Origin of the sequence: Thalassospira sp. GB04J01 (genome assembly GCF_000751115.1) — a bacterium.
GTDB lineage: Bacteria > Pseudomonadota > Alphaproteobacteria > Rhodospirillales > Thalassospiraceae > Thalassospira > Thalassospira lucentensis.
Genome location: NZ_CCDX020000008.1, coordinates 53,960 through 68,226, shown reverse-complemented (window position 1 = coordinate 68,226; position 14,267 = coordinate 53,960). Strand labels below are relative to the sequence as shown.

Sequence of the window (14,267 nt, the reverse complement as noted above, 5' to 3'; positions counted from 1 at the left end):
TAACGATTAACGGGTGGCAACCGACTGATGAAGCTTTGGTGCGAGATGTGCAATCGCATCATCGAGATCCATCAGGATTTCCGAAACCAAAGGCGATGGGGGGGTAAGTCCGCCCTGGTCTATTTCTTCGCGCAGTTCGGTTACCGCGCGTGTCAGTTCGCGATTTGTCGGATTAACCCCGGTTGCCAGGGCCCGTGCGCGGGCAAAAACCAGTTTCCGTGCCGACCTGAACGCCACGATTTCCTGATCCGCCGTCAGCATCTCTTGCGGGGCCATGGCCGTAAGCCCGTATTTGACTGAGAGGCCGGTCATATGGATGGCATCGGCAAACAGGGCCGCCGTGATCATGCGAAAGGCGATGATATCGGCAGCAAGTCCGTTTGGGTTTTTGATCGTTTTGGATAAGGCGTTAAACGCGAAAATATCGGCATCAACTTCATCGGCATGGCTTTTGGCATCTCCGTCCCCGAAATGTTCTGGCATACAGTGACGCGCTTCATGATGGATCAGCCACTCAAACGTTTGCTCGGCACTGCTTTGATAGGTCAAAGATTGTCCAAACCATCCGCGCATCAACTGGGCGAAAATCTCGTTGCCACTTTGTGGTGCGATATTGGCGGGCACGAAAATCTGGCAGGACGGTATTTGCTTGCCACTCTTTCGTCCGGTGATGGTAAAGGGCGACCGGGGCAGTTTGGCGAATGCCTTTTCCGGGCTGGCGATATTGTCCAGACCAAGGGTGTCATCCAAAATCGCAAGAAATGCCTGACGATCCTCGAATACATAAAGATCAAGATCGCCATATGATTTCAAGTCGTCCTTGATCTTTGCAATGACGGGCTCGGACGTGCCATCCGTTTGTGCCTGTGCCCATGTCGTGACAGACATCAGCATGCACATCATCATCACAAGGTGATTGAAAATCCGAACAATTTGCATCGCGCGAGTATGTGCGATGGGCTTTGGTTGGGCGAGGAGAAAATTACCCTAGGCTTCTGCCTGTTGGCCGACCCGCTTGCGTTGCGGCCCAAACAGGCAAGCCAACAGCATTATGATTCCGGAAATCGTGGCAATCATGCCCGCCGCACTGACCGCATAGGGGGACCCGAACCATCCCGGTCCATATCCGGCAAAGACATAGCCCAGAATGGCCGAAATCGTTGCAAAGACGACGGACCAACCAACCTGTCGGCCAAGCTGGTTGGTCATCAACCGGGCACTTGCCGGTGGGCAGACAAACATCGCAATCACAATGATCGACCCGACCGCGTCAAAGGCCGCCACGGCGGCAATCGCGGTGGCCACCACCAGCGCAAAGCTGAGAAGTCCTGTGCGAATACCAATCGCCCCGGCAAAGGCGGCGTCAAAGGTCGATATTTTAAGTTCTTTCCAGAACAGAACAATAAACAACCCGATCCCGACCAGAACCAACGCCAGACGCGGTAATTGCGGTGGCAGGGTCGCCAAGGCGGCTGGATCAACAAGGGACTGCCAGCCTTCTGCATCAAACCAGATCAGACTTTCAAGATTACCCAAAAGCGCATGCTGCACATCAATATGCACCGAACTGGTATCGGTTATTTCTAGGAACAGCACACCGGCGGCAAACAAGGTGGTAAACACCAATCCCATGGCCGCCCCCGGTTCAACCCGACCCAGACGTTTGACAATCTCGATCATGACAACGGCGACAATCGCGGCCGCCCCGGCACCGAGCATCATCGGCACCGCGGTGATGGTGCCTGTGATAAGAAAGGCCGCGACAATGCCGGGAAGCACCACATGGCTAATCGCATCCCCAATCAGGGCCTGACGACGCAGCAACAGGAAATTGCCCGGCAACGCGCAGGCAACAGCGGCCAGAATACCAATCAGGATCGGTGTTAAGCTCAGTTGGACAAACTCGGCCCCAAGGGCGGTCATCAGATTGTCGATCATGCGGATGCTCCTTGCTTCTCGGCAAGCATGCGGTCGATTTCGGCAATCTGGTCGGATGTCATCATCCGTTCAATCGGGGTCAGCCCGTCATACCGTTCAATCGCTGAGTCATCGGGCAGGATACGGCGCGCCATGGCCCAGCGGGCCTCATCACGCGATGCCTTTTCCGATGCGGTGCGTCCGCGCAATGTCGCGACCCCGTCGCGCCGGATCATGCCCGAACGGCGCAAAATGCGCAGGGTCAATCCGTCATAGATCGGTTCACGCCGCGACAGGGCCAAAAGTCCCTGACGGCGATGGACGCGGCGCTGAAACCGTTGATGGCGCAACGCTGATGCCAGTGCGCCACGTAACGGGGAAAACAATGCGGAGATTATGAAAAAACCAAACGCCACGAGCACAATGATCGGTCCGGTCGGGAGCGACGCCTCCGCAGCCGACAGAACCGCACCGATATAGCCTGATACTCCGCCAACCACGGCTGAGATGCCAATCATCGTGCCGACCTGATTGGTCCAGAAGCGGGCGGTGACCGGTGGGATGATCAAAAGCGCAACAATCAGGATCAGTCCGACGATCTTAAGCCCGATCACGGTAACGATCAGGGCCAAGCCCATCATGGCAAGGTCGATATTGCGCACATTGACCCCGGTGGTCGCGGCATATTCCGGATCAAACGCCACCAGCGTCATCGGACGGCGCAGCAAAAAGACGAATGCAGCGGCAAGGGCCCCAGCAACCGCAATGGTGGTCGCCTCGGATATCAGCATGCCGGCCGTCGATCCCAACAGGAAGTTTTCAAGTCCGGCCTGACGGCCCGATGACATGGTCTGGATGATCGTCAAAAGAACAATGCCAAATCCGAAAAATACCGACAGCACCGCACCAATCGCTGCATCCTCGGTCAGACGGGTTTTGCGCGTGATCCATTCGACAAGGATCAGGCCAATCGCCGATGAAATCGCCGATCCAATGATCAATCCCGGCAACCAGCGGCCATCAGACCCAAAGGCCACCATGATCATGAAGGCCAAGCCAACACCGGGCAGGGTGGCGTGACTGATCGCATCGGACACCAATGCGCGTTTGCGCAGGAAAATAAACGCCCCGGCACTACCCGCCGACAGGCCAAGCAACCCGGCACCAACTGCGACAAGGGCGCTGTTATATCCGGCCTGCAACAACAGGGCGCTTATGAAATAATCGAGAAAACTCATGGTGCGATCTTTGCGTTACCGTGCTGTGCTTATCTCAGGCTGCCTCAATCAGGCGAGGCGCAACTCGTCGATATGGGTGGCGGCAAGACGCCCGCCATAGGTTTCCTGAAGGTTCTCGGCGGTAAAGGTCGTCTCTACCGGGCCTTCGGCGATGCGCCGGACATTGATCAGCAACACGCGGTCAAAATATTCCGGCACGGTCGAAAGATCATGATGCACACAGACAACCGTGCGGCCTTCGGATTTAAGGTCTTTAAGAACCGAGACAATGGCACGTTCGGTCGCGGCATCGACCCCGGCAAACGGCTCATCAAGCAAATAAAACTCGGCATTTTGCGCCAGCGCACGGGCCAGAAACACACGTTGCTGCTGCCCGCCTGAAAGTTGCCCGATCTGCCGGTCGGCGAAATCGGCCATACCGACCCGGTCAAGGCAGGCCATCGCCTGTTCACGGTGGCGTGCCCGCCATAGGCGAAACAAACCGACCGATCCATAAAGCCCCATCAGAACGACATCAATCACCCGGGCCGGAAAATCCCAATCAACACTGGCGCGTTGGGGCACATAGGCCACCCGATCGCGGGCCTCGTGAAACGGTTTGCCAAAAATGCGCACTTCACCCGACAGACGCGGCACCACACCAAGCGCACCTTTCAGGAAGGTCGATTTCCCCGCCCCGTTCGGGCCGATGATGGCGGTCATCGATCCGGCGGGGATGGAGGCATCAACCGAAAATACAGCTGGTTTATTGCCATAGGAAACCGTCAGGCCGCGCACCGTCAGTGGTGCGTCCTTGCCTGCGACATCAACAATCTTTCCGGCCTCGGCAATCAGTTCGGCGTTACGCATGAAATTTTCCTGTTGCTTTGTCCGTGGTCCGACACTGTGTGCATTTGATCATTGATTTTATCAATGTTTTACCTGCTTGGCACTTGCGGTCTTTACGTTATGAGCTTGGTGCAAGTTCACCCTGCATGCCGGTTTTAGGCGCATCACCACCCAGCGCACGGGTGATCAGGGTGGTGTTATGATCGATCATACCGATATAGGTGCCTTCATAGGTGCCCGGTTCCCCCATGGCATCGGAAAACAGTGTACCACCGATGACGACGTCTTGCCCACGGGCCTCGGCCCCTTCGATCAGGGCACGGACATTGCGTTCAGGCACCGAGCTTTCGACAAACACGGCCGAAATATTGCGATCAACAATGATGTTAACCAGCTCTTCGACCCGGCGCAGCCCGGCCTCGGATTCGGTTGAAATGCCTTGAATGCCCAGAACCTCAAAATCATACCCGCGCCCGAAATAACTAAAGGCATCATGTGCGGTCAACAGCACACGGCTTTTTTCCGGAACAGAGGTGGTGACCGAGTTCATATAGCCAATCAGCTTTTCAATATCCGCAATGTGTTTGTCGGCATTGGCGGTATAGATCGCTTTGCCATCGGGATCGGTTTTGATCAGTGCATCACGTACAGCCCCAACCACGGTTTCCCATAGCTGCGGGTCCATCCAGACATGCGGATCGTATCGGCCATTGTAATCCGCATGACTCAAAAGCTTGCTCTTGTCGATGGCTTCGCCAACTGCGACCACATTCCGGCGCTTTTCCAGATCAAGGAAAAACTCTTCGAGTTGCGCTTCAAGATAAAGACCATGCCACAAAACAAGATCGGCGCGCGCCATGGCGGCAATGTCGCTGCGTGTCTGACGATACGAATGCGGATCAACCCCGGGACCCATCAAAGCAGTAACCTCCGCCCGCTCACCCGCAACCTGACGGGCCGCATCTGCGATCATGGATGTGGTCGCGACAACATTCAACGGCTTGGCAAAGGCCATGCCAGCGGTGGCACCAAGGGCAGAGACACCAAGGATGGCGATCAGGAAAAGATGGCGTGCAACATTTCGGAGGGTCATGACGAATCCTGACAGCAAGTTAAAATCATTCAATAGAATATCCACTGTTTATGTGTGGACTTTTAAAGTTAGTCAAGGCTAAATTGCTTTTTGAGCGCTTAGTTGTTATGAAGATTTCGGAGATACTGTTTGGAGAGACCGATGGGCGATAAGCCGACGTTAAACCCGCGACATAACAAGGCAGAAGTCTTTGCCCGCCTGCGCGACGCACATGCCCGCGAGGTCACCGAAGATTATGTTGAAATGATTGGCGATTTGATCGCCGAAGAAGGTGAAGCACGCTCTGTCGCGCTCGCCGAACGCTTCGGCGTCACGGCGGCCACGGTCAACAACACCATCAAGCGCCTTGAGCGCGACGGTTTTGTCACCTCCCGCCCATACCGCTCAATCTTTCTGACAGAAAAAGGCGAAACTCTCGCCAAAAAATGTCGCGACCGCCACCAGATCGTCTATAACTTCCTCGTCTCAATTGGCGTTGATCCCGATACGGCAGAGTTTGATGCCGAAGGGATCGAGCACCATGTGAGTGAGGAGACTTTGCGGGTGTTTAGCTTAATAAATCTAAATGTGTGTGAATGTGTGACTGCAGATGGCGATGCTGGGGAAATTACAAAAGGATTTTCTTTGTCGGAGCTCTATAGTTGATGCTAATACGCGACTAATCTAAAAGAGCGTTTTTGTATTCTAAAAACAGTACAGCTTGTTTCGTTTTGTTGACGAAGCCATACTAAAGTAGAGATCTGAACATTGAATGATATTGTACGCAGCTTTTCTGATCCGCAATTCAACCTGAACGATAAATCGGTCTTGGTGACCGGTGGCACAGGGTCCTTTGGCGTAGCTTTTGTTAAGTATGTTCTTAGTAATTTCAAGCCCAAGAGGCTTGTTGTTTTCTCTAGGGATGAGCAAAAGCATTTTACAATGGCGCAGGATTACGGAACGGATAAGTTTCCATGTATGCGCTATTTTATTGGTGATGTAAGAGACTATCAGCGACTTGAAATGGCAATGCGCGAAATTGATGTGGTAGTACACGCTGCAGCGATGAAGCACGTTCCTGCTGCAGAGTACAACCCTTTCGAATGCATTCGTACCAATGTTAACGGAGCCGAAAACGTTGTCAGAGCTGCATTCGCCACTGGCGTTGAACGTGTAATCGCGTTGTCGACAGACAAGGCTTGTAGCCCAATTAATCTTTATGGAGCTAGTAAGCTTGCTTCGGATAAGATTTTTGTAGCTGCAAATAATATGAGAGGTGAGAAAGGCACACGTTTTGCAGTTGTTCGCTATGGGAATGTTATTGGTTCAAATGGAAGTGTTTTGCCCTTTTTTAGAAAACTTATAGAGGGAGGTGCTGATTATTTACCGATTACAGATGAGCGAATGACCCGGTTTTGGATTACCTTAAAGCAAGGTGTTCAGTTTGTGCTCTCCTCTATGGAGATGATGAAGGGGGGGGAAGTCTTTATTCCTAAGATTCCAAGTATGAAGGTTGTTGACTTAGCGCGATATTTAGCCCCGGACCTACCGATAAAGGTAATTGGCATTCGACCTGGTGAAAAGCTGCATGAGGCGATGAGTACCGAAGATGATGCGCGAAACATGGTTGAATTGTCCGATAGATTTATTATTGAGCCAGAGCTCATGTTCTGGGATAGCGGTAATTATCGCGCTGGTGATGCGAAGCCTGTAGTGGATGGGTATAGCTATGCTAGTAATACAAATGGTGAATGGATTAGTGACGGGACCCTTTCCTTGTTACTGTGTGATTCAGTAAAATGATTTTTTCAGTGTTTTAAATGGTTGGATATAAATGCATTTTGTAGTCGTTATCTGCGCCGGCAAAAAGCCAAATTAGAACTCAACAAAATGTGAGTGAATAAATGGTGCGTACACCAGAAGATCTCGTTTGGTGGAAGTTCCCTCGGAATGTTTCGGTAATCGTTGACAACGATAGTTGGGTCCTCGATTACGCGAAGCAACTGGTTTCGGCAGTTGGTCAAACTGAAGATCATGCCGTTTTGTATCAGTCGTACGAAGATATTCAGCGAGGTGATATTGCATTCTTTCTAGGGTGTACAAAGATCGCACCGGAAGATGTACTCTCATTACATAAGAAGAATCTTGTGGTGCATGAGAGTAAATTGCCAAAGGGGCGTGGATTCTCTCCTCTAACTTGGCAGGTGCTTGCAGGTGAGAATGAAGTCGTCGTTTCTTTGTTGGAAATGTCGGGTGAAGTTGATGCAGGGCCAGTTATTTATCGAAGTCAAATAGCTTTTCAAGGGCATGAGTTATGTCAAGAGCTTAGAATGTTTCAGGGGAATGCTACTCTGGAACTTTGCCTCCAATATTTGAGAGCGGAAGCCGTTCCTCTAGCGGAGCCTCAAGCTGGAGACCCGTCTTATTATCCTCGTCGACGTCCTAATGACAGTGAACTAAATGTGTTTGAAAGTTTGGCGGAGCAGTTTGAGCTGCTTCGAGTTGTAGATAATGAGAGATATCCTGCGTTTTTTGATTTTAGGGGGCACCGATACCAGCTTAAAATAGAGAAAGTTGGTGCTGCTAGTCATGAGGATGAGAGTTCCAGAAAATGAAGACTGTTCTGGTTGTAGTAGCGCATGCTGATGACGAGGTGCTGGGGTGCGGAGGTACAATGGCTAAGCATAGTGCTGAGGGTGATGAAGTATTCGTTGTTATAGTTTCTGACGGTGTCACTGCACGTTATTCGGACCTGACTGATCCGCTCGCACAGAAAGAGTTATTGGCGAGGGAGGAGGCCGCTCGCAGTGCTGCAGGCATATTGGGTGTTAAAGGAATTCGATTTTTGAGATTTCCTGATAACAGGTGCGACAGTGTCGCTATGTTGGATATTGTGAAATCTATTGAGGCAGCCTGCCAAGAGTTGAAGCCTCAAATTATTTATACGCATCATGGCAATGATCTGAACATTGACCATAGAATTGTTAGTCAGTCAGTTTTGACGGCATGCAGGCCTATGAGAGATCAAAGCGTAAAGGCAATCTATGGTGTCGAAGTTTTGTCGAGCACGGAGTGGGAGCCCGATAGAATTGGTCTCTCTTTTAAGCCAAACCGGTACGTTGATGTTTCAAATAGCATGGAAGCAAAGCTCTCAGCAATTTCTGCATACGGGATGGAGATGGGTGAGTTTCCTCATCCTCGTTCTGTCGAAATAGTAAAAGCCAAGAGTATGGTTAGAGGTTCAGAAGCAGGGGTCGCAGCAGCTGAGGCATTTGCTGTGATAAGGGAAATTGTCTAATCAGAAGCATGTGGTCTTTCGAGCTGATGCGAGTTCTTTGATTGGTGGGGGGCATATTTCGCGCTGCTTAACTTTGGGAAATGCGTTGAGTGAGCGAAATTGGAGGTGCACATTTATCTGTAGTGAGCAAAGTGTTTTGGCTTTCCCTGCGTTGGGTGAAGCTGAGCATTCACTCGTCATCTTGCCAGATGAAAATCGCTTAGAACCAATAATTGATCTATCTTTTGGACAAGCAGACTTGTTGGTCATAGATCATTATGAGTTGGGCTTCGAATTTGAGAAAGATACACGTAGGTGGGCTAATTCCATCTTAGTGATTGAAGATATGCCAACCCGTAAACATGAGTGCGATTTTTTATTAGATCAAACTCTAGGAAGAAGATTTGAGGAGTATCTTGGATTTGTTCCAATAAATACTCACCTGCTCTTGGGGCCAAAATATGCGTTGTTGAAGTCTGATTTTTCTGTTGCGCGAGAGAAGCTTTCTAAGGGTCAGCGGCAGGGCGAGATTCGCAAAATCCTTGTGTCAATAGGAGGATCAGATCCTAAAGATATAACATCAACCGCCCTTATGGCGATTGATGCAGCGGGACTTGACGTAGAAGTAGACGTCGTTCTTGGGGGAGGGTCCCCAAATTTATCTTTAGTAAAAGCGCTTATAGCTCATTTGGGTGCTAAATATAAATTGTACATTGATACAACAAAAATGTCGGCATTGATGGCTGCGGCCGATCTTGCTATTGGGGCCTGTGGTGTCACTTCTTGGGAGCGGTGTAGTGTAAGTTTGCCAGCGATAGCGGTTGTAATTGCCGATAACCAACGACAAATAGCCCAATCCCTTTCTGATAAAGGAGCAATCGTTTATGCAGGTGATTGGACCGAGTTGAGTGTCTCGCTACTAGCAAAGTTACTTGTCGATCTTGCGTCATCTCGCGAAATTATGAAATCTATGTCTCTTAGTGCGGGCGAGGTTTGTGATGGTCAAGGGGTAAATCGATTGTTGAGAGAGTTGACAGACCTATGAATACATATTTGGTCGCGACCACCAAACCTTGGAACATTGAGGCATTTCATCATTATAGTCCTAGGCTACAGGGAAACTGGCATCTTGTGACAGAGGCTGAAGCTCTGACAGCAAAGTATGTCAAGAAGCTGGCGCCAAGGTATATCTTTTTCCCTCATTGGTCATCATTGGTCGGATGCGATATTCTTAACTTAGCTGAATGTGTGTGCTTCCATGCATCGGATGTGCCATTTGGTCGCGGAGGGTCACCAGTTCAAAACCTAATTATAAGAGGTTTCGCTGAGACAAATCTTTCAGCGCTCAGAATGGTTGAGGAATTGGACGCAGGGCCTGTATATACAAAAAGACCCTTGAGCTTACAGGGACGTGGGCAAGATATTTTCGAAAGGATGGCTGAGGTTATCTGGTCAATAATCGAAAGTATGATCTCAGAAGATATTACGCCTGTTCCGCAAGCAGGAAATAAGGTTTTCTTCACGCGAAGAACCCCTGAGCAAAGCGAGTTGCCGATGGTTGCGGGCGTAATAGATTTGTACAATCATATCCGAATGTTGGATGCGGAAACCTACCCTACGGCATTCATAAATTACGGTGACTTCAAGCTCGAATTCACTACAGCAGAGCTTAGAGATAGTAAAGTTGAAGCCAAAGTGACCTTCCACAAACGTATTTCTAAATGAGTTTAATTATGAATTCTAAGTCTTTTATGATTGGTGATCGTCAAATAGGCGAGGGGCATTCTCCTTACATCATCGCGGAACTCTCCGGAAACCATAATGGCAATTTGACAAGAGCGCTTAAAATTATAGACGCTGCTGCTGATGCAGGGGCTGATGCGATCAAGCTCCAGACGTACACGCCAGATACGATGACTATCAACTGCAATGCCAGTGACTTTGTGGTCAAGGAAGGCTTGTGGAAAGGGCGAACTCTATACGAACTGTACGAAGAAGCGCATACTCCTTGGGAGTGGCACGGGAAACTTTTTAGTCATGCTAGAAGTCTGGGGCTGGAAGTTTTCAGTACGCCTTTTGACAATTCTTCCGTAGATTTTTTAGAGGACATTGGCGTCTCAACCTACAAAGTTGCGTCTTTCGAGTTGACGGATCATGCTTTGCTCAGAAAAGTTGCGCAAACAGGGAAGCCGGTTATTATGTCGACCGGTATGGCATCAAAGTCGGAGATTTCTGAATCAGTTCAGGTGATCCGCGATGCTGGGTGCCAGCATCTGTGTTTGCTTTATTGTGTATCCGGTTATCCAACCCCTATTCACGATGCGAACCTTCTCACAATGCAACTTTTAGAACGTGAGTTTGGGGTGGTGTGCGGGTTCTCAGATCATACGCCTGGAACAGCGGTTTCTGTTGCAGCAGTAGCATTAGGTGCACGTGTTGTCGAAAAACATTTCACTTTGGATCGTTCCGAAGGCGGGCCGGATGCCGCGTTCTCGTTGGAGCCTAGTGAGTTAACTAGTTTAGTGAGAGATTGTAGAGCGGCATGGGAAGCGCTAGGGCGTCCGCAGTTCCATCGTAAGAATAGTGAAGAGACTAATGTGGTTTTCCGTCGCTCGGTGTACGCTGTGAAAGATATTGCCGAAGGAGAAATTTTTACAACTGACAACATTCGTGTCATTCGACCGGGATACGGAATGGCGCCAAAGTATTTGGAAAGTATTATTGGTCGGGCGGCTAGTAAGTCGATATCAAGAGGTACGCCTATAGATCCGTGTCTTCTAGATTGAGGTCTTTGATAGTGGAAGTCGTATCTTACTGAATGCGTAAGTTTTGAAAGAAATACATCCGATGCGAATTCATCTCCTTTGTGATCACAAGTGGCGAGACTTGCCAAACTTGACAGCTTTGTCCGTTGGATTGAAGAAGCTTGGACACAGCGTGCTAGTGAGTGCGACCAAAAATGCCGAAGCAATGATAAGTGTCTATCGTCCTGACTGCGTTGTTTTTAATCACCTTTTTAGTGAAGCTCATAGGGACCTTGCTCGTGGACTGAAGACTTCAGGGGTCGCAGTCGTTGTGTTGCCGACCGAGGGTGCAATGCGGCCAGAGTTCTCATCTTTACTAGAAGGTGAGTTCTCTGACTTTAGCCTCGCGGATATCATTCTCTGTTGGAATAAGGCATCAGCCAATGGGATTCGCAAGAGGTGGGGTAGAGGAGAAGAATTTGCTCCGGTAGTGGGCTGCAATAGAACAGATTTCTATTCTGAAAGTTTTGCTTCGGCCGTTCTTGATCGAGAAAGTCTGTGCCGTAGATATGGTCTTAATCCTGACAAGAAAATTGTAACTTGGGCAACCCAGTATGGATATGCATACCTTGCCGAGAAAAAACACTCAGCAGGATTGGATAAGTGGCTTAATGAAATTGAAGATGTAGGATCGAAGGTTTGCTATGAGCGTATAGGGCTTCAAGCTAGAAACGTTCCGCAGCTCTTCTCAGAAGATAGAGCTTCCGCAGCCGAAGCGTTCTTCAGTCTAGTTACGACACGTCCTGATCTGCAATTTTTGATAAAACCTCATCCAATAGAAGACTTGTCCTTTTACAACAAAATGATTGAACAACATCAATGCAGTAACGTCTTCTTCTGCCCTACGGATTACATCTGGAACGTGCTAAACGCGACGGATGTGTTGTTGCATCGTCAATGTACCACAGCAGTTGAAGCATGGATTTGGAATAAGCCCACAATTGAAATGGAAATGAATGCTATTCCGCAGTGGGCTTGGCCAGACCGGGAGCGGGGAAGTTTAATTGCAACGTCATCTGAGCAGCTAATAGAGTTTGTCGACCGATGTTTGGCAGGTGTCATCTTATCGGATGATATGATTTCATTGCGAACAAATTATGCAACTGAATGTTTTGGGGAGATTGACGGCGGTCGTTGTAGGTACACTGCAGAAATTATCGATAGATTTCTGAAAGAAAGAGGGCCTAAAAGACATTTTTTCCAATCACTTAAGGGGATTCAGACTGGGGTTCGATCTTCTATTAGTGCAGCATTGAGCTATCAGTTGAACAGGAAGCCAGGGCAAGCATTACTTGGCTCTCAGTTGGATATTTCGTCTCAGGTTGCCGTTGACAAATTAATAACCAAAAAAGACGTGTCACTATACGCTGACATTGCCGAGAAGTGTCTTTGAAGAAACTGATTGGGCTGTTCAAATAGTATGAAGGGTATTTCTTGTTGAGGTCTAATGAGTACACCAAATAAACAGATTGTAAAAATAGTACTTCAAAGCCGTCTCGGGTCAACGCGGTTGCCGGGAAAAGCTATGTTGGAAATAAAAGGGTACCCGCTTGTTATTTTAGCTGCATTAAGGGCACAACGTAGCGGATATTTATTTTGCATTGCGGCATCCGACTCAAGCCAAGATGATGTTATTGCACACACAGCGATGCTTTACGGGTTAGATGTTATACGAGGCCCTGAAGACGATACCTTGGCACGATACGTCAAAGCAGTGGAAAGCTTAGACGATAACGATATCATCGTACGTCTGACTGGTGACAATATCTTGCCAGACGCAAACTTGATCGGATCCATAGTTAACGAATTTTCTACAAACGATCTACGTTATATGGCGACGCTTTGGCCCAATGATGGCCTGCCGTATGGTGTTAGAGTAGAAGTTACATATGTTGGAGAACTGAGAAGCATAAATTCTCTGGAGCTAAGTAGTTATGATCGCGAACATGTAACACCTGCAATTATTCGTAAATATGGGGTGACATTCTCGGATAAATGCGTTTCGCGAGAACATTTCTCATATATTCGCGCTACGATTGATAATATTGATGACTATTGCCGGTTAGAGAGAGTTTTTCGCAATGTCGACGATCCAGTAAGAACGCCATGGGAAGACATTGCTGCTCGTTTAAGGGACGACTTTTTAGAAGGAAAAGTATATTCGTTAAACAAAAATAAAGAACATGGCTCTTGCCATCATGACTTTATTCTTGGTGGCGCGCAACTTGGAATGAACTACGGAGCTGCGAATAAAACAGGAAAGCTTTGTAATTTCGATGCAGTGAACTTAGTCAGATCAGCAGCATTGTATGGGGTAACGACGGTTGATACTGCTCGAGCGTACGGTGATTCTGAACAGGTCGTCGGAGAAGCGTTTACCGGCGGTCGCTGCAATGAGATGACCGCGATTACTAAACTTTCACCTCTCGATACGTTAAGCTCAAGTTCTACGGAGGGTGAAGTTATTGCAAAGGTTGATGCTAGTATATTTGAATCTTGCGCTAAATTAGGTATGAACCAACTCAATGTGTTGATGCTTCATCGAGCAAGTCACTTGACTGAATACGATGGCTTGATCTGGAATAGAGTTTGCCACCACCTGGAAGCAGGAATAGTACGAAAAGTAGGGGTCTCTGTGCAAAGTGTAGAAGAGGCATTACTTGCGATTAATTCCAAGAAAGTTAAGTACCTGCAATTACCCTATAACTTGTTAGATTCTCGTTGGGAGAAAAGTGGGGTGATAGAGCAAATAAAAGCGGTAAAAAATAAGATAACCATTCATGTCCGGAGTGTATTTCTTCAAGGATTACTTTGTTCGACGAACTTTGATGATTGGCCAAAGTTGAAAGGTCTTAACATAGCGTACCTTGCGGGTCGCCTTGGTGAAATTTCAGACCAACTTAATCGTGATGGGATTGATGACCTTGCGATAGCTTATGTTCGATCTCACGATTGGATAGACGGCGTAGTAATAGGTATTGAAACAGAAAATCAATTGAAGAGGAATTTGCAGATATTCACAAACAAACCTTTGACTCAATCTGAGGCACAAAAAGTCAGAACATTTCTTCCTTCTGTCCCTGAAGACCTACTCGACCCCAGTCGATGGATATTCGAATGAAACGAGCAAT

14 protein-coding genes are annotated in these 14,267 nt (G+C 48.6%); 9 read left to right on the top strand and 5 right to left on the bottom strand.

What is annotated here, in order from left to right; all coding sequences use genetic code 11:
- Positions 1–6: 6 nt before the first annotated feature.
- The 5 genes from AMM48_RS05495 to AMM48_RS05475 form a co-directional block, all read right to left on the bottom strand.
- Entirely contained in the window at positions 7–894 is an 888-nt protein-coding gene (locus AMM48_RS05495; RefSeq protein WP_146030383.1) for a hypothetical protein, read from the bottom strand.
- A 93-nt stretch (positions 895–987) separates the two neighbouring features.
- Positions 988–1,938: a metal ABC transporter permease gene (locus tag AMM48_RS05490; RefSeq protein WP_181951551.1), complete on the bottom strand. Its 951-nt coding sequence runs from the start codon at positions 1,936–1,938 to the stop codon at positions 988–990.
- Complete coding sequence (locus AMM48_RS05485; RefSeq protein WP_102783247.1) at positions 1,935–3,155, bottom strand: metal ABC transporter permease; 1,221 nt, start codon at positions 3,153–3,155, stop codon at positions 1,935–1,937. The genes AMM48_RS05490 and AMM48_RS05485 overlap by 4 nt, the downstream gene beginning before the upstream one ends.
- Positions 3,156–3,203: 48 nt before the next feature.
- Entirely contained in the window at positions 3,204–4,004 is an 801-nt protein-coding gene (locus tag AMM48_RS05480; RefSeq protein WP_022731120.1) for a metal ABC transporter ATP-binding protein, read from the bottom strand.
- Positions 4,005–4,101: 97 nt separating this feature from the next.
- Positions 4,102–5,076, bottom strand: coding sequence for a zinc ABC transporter substrate-binding protein (locus AMM48_RS05475; protein WP_102783246.1), 975 nt, complete (start codon positions 5,074–5,076; stop codon positions 4,102–4,104).
- Positions 5,077–5,217: 141 nt separating this feature from the next.
- Here AMM48_RS05475 and mntR point away from each other — a divergent pair, with 141 nt between their 5' ends.
- From mntR to AMM48_RS05430, 9 genes are all read left to right on the top strand, one after another.
- Positions 5,218–5,721, top strand: coding sequence for a manganese-binding transcriptional regulator MntR (gene mntR / locus AMM48_RS05470; RefSeq protein WP_244271125.1), 504 nt, complete (start codon positions 5,218–5,220; stop codon positions 5,719–5,721).
- A 102-nt stretch (positions 5,722–5,823) separates the two neighbouring features.
- Positions 5,824–6,858, top strand: a complete 1,035-nt coding sequence (pseB, locus tag AMM48_RS05465; protein WP_102783245.1) for a UDP-N-acetylglucosamine 4,6-dehydratase (inverting) — start codon at positions 5,824–5,826, stop codon at positions 6,856–6,858.
- Positions 6,859–6,959: 101 nt separating this feature from the next.
- Positions 6,960–7,670, top strand: coding sequence for a formyltransferase family protein (locus AMM48_RS05460; RefSeq protein ID WP_102783244.1), 711 nt, complete (start codon positions 6,960–6,962; stop codon positions 7,668–7,670).
- Entirely contained in the window at positions 7,667–8,353 is a 687-nt protein-coding gene (locus AMM48_RS05455) for a PIG-L deacetylase family protein (RefSeq protein WP_102783243.1), read from the top strand. The genes AMM48_RS05460 and AMM48_RS05455 overlap by 4 nt, the downstream gene beginning before the upstream one ends.
- Positions 8,346–9,377, top strand: a complete 1,032-nt coding sequence (gene pseG, locus AMM48_RS05450) for a UDP-2,4-diacetamido-2,4,6-trideoxy-beta-L-altropyranose hydrolase (RefSeq protein ID WP_102783242.1) — start codon at positions 8,346–8,348, stop codon at positions 9,375–9,377. Before AMM48_RS05455 ends, pseG begins: the two co-directional genes overlap by 8 nt.
- An 86-nt stretch (positions 9,378–9,463) precedes the next feature.
- The gene (locus AMM48_RS05445) at positions 9,464–10,057 is read left to right on the top strand and encodes a hypothetical protein (RefSeq protein WP_198413504.1); all 594 of its coding nucleotides are present in this window, start codon (positions 9,464–9,466) and stop codon (positions 10,055–10,057) included.
- An 8-nt stretch (positions 10,058–10,065) separates the two neighbouring features.
- The gene (pseI, locus tag AMM48_RS05440; RefSeq protein ID WP_102783240.1) at positions 10,066–11,118 is read left to right on the top strand and encodes a pseudaminic acid synthase; all 1,053 of its coding nucleotides are present in this window, start codon (positions 10,066–10,068) and stop codon (positions 11,116–11,118) included.
- 61 nt (positions 11,119–11,179) lie between these two features.
- A complete protein-coding gene (locus AMM48_RS05435; protein ID WP_102783239.1) occupies positions 11,180–12,529 on the top strand; it encodes a surface carbohydrate biosynthesis protein in 1,350 nt (449 codons plus the stop codon).
- A 54-nt stretch (positions 12,530–12,583) separates the two neighbouring features.
- The gene (locus AMM48_RS05430; protein ID WP_102783238.1) at positions 12,584–14,257 is read left to right on the top strand and encodes an aldo/keto reductase; all 1,674 of its coding nucleotides are present in this window, start codon (positions 12,584–12,586) and stop codon (positions 14,255–14,257) included.
- Positions 14,258–14,267 lie beyond the last annotated feature (10 nt).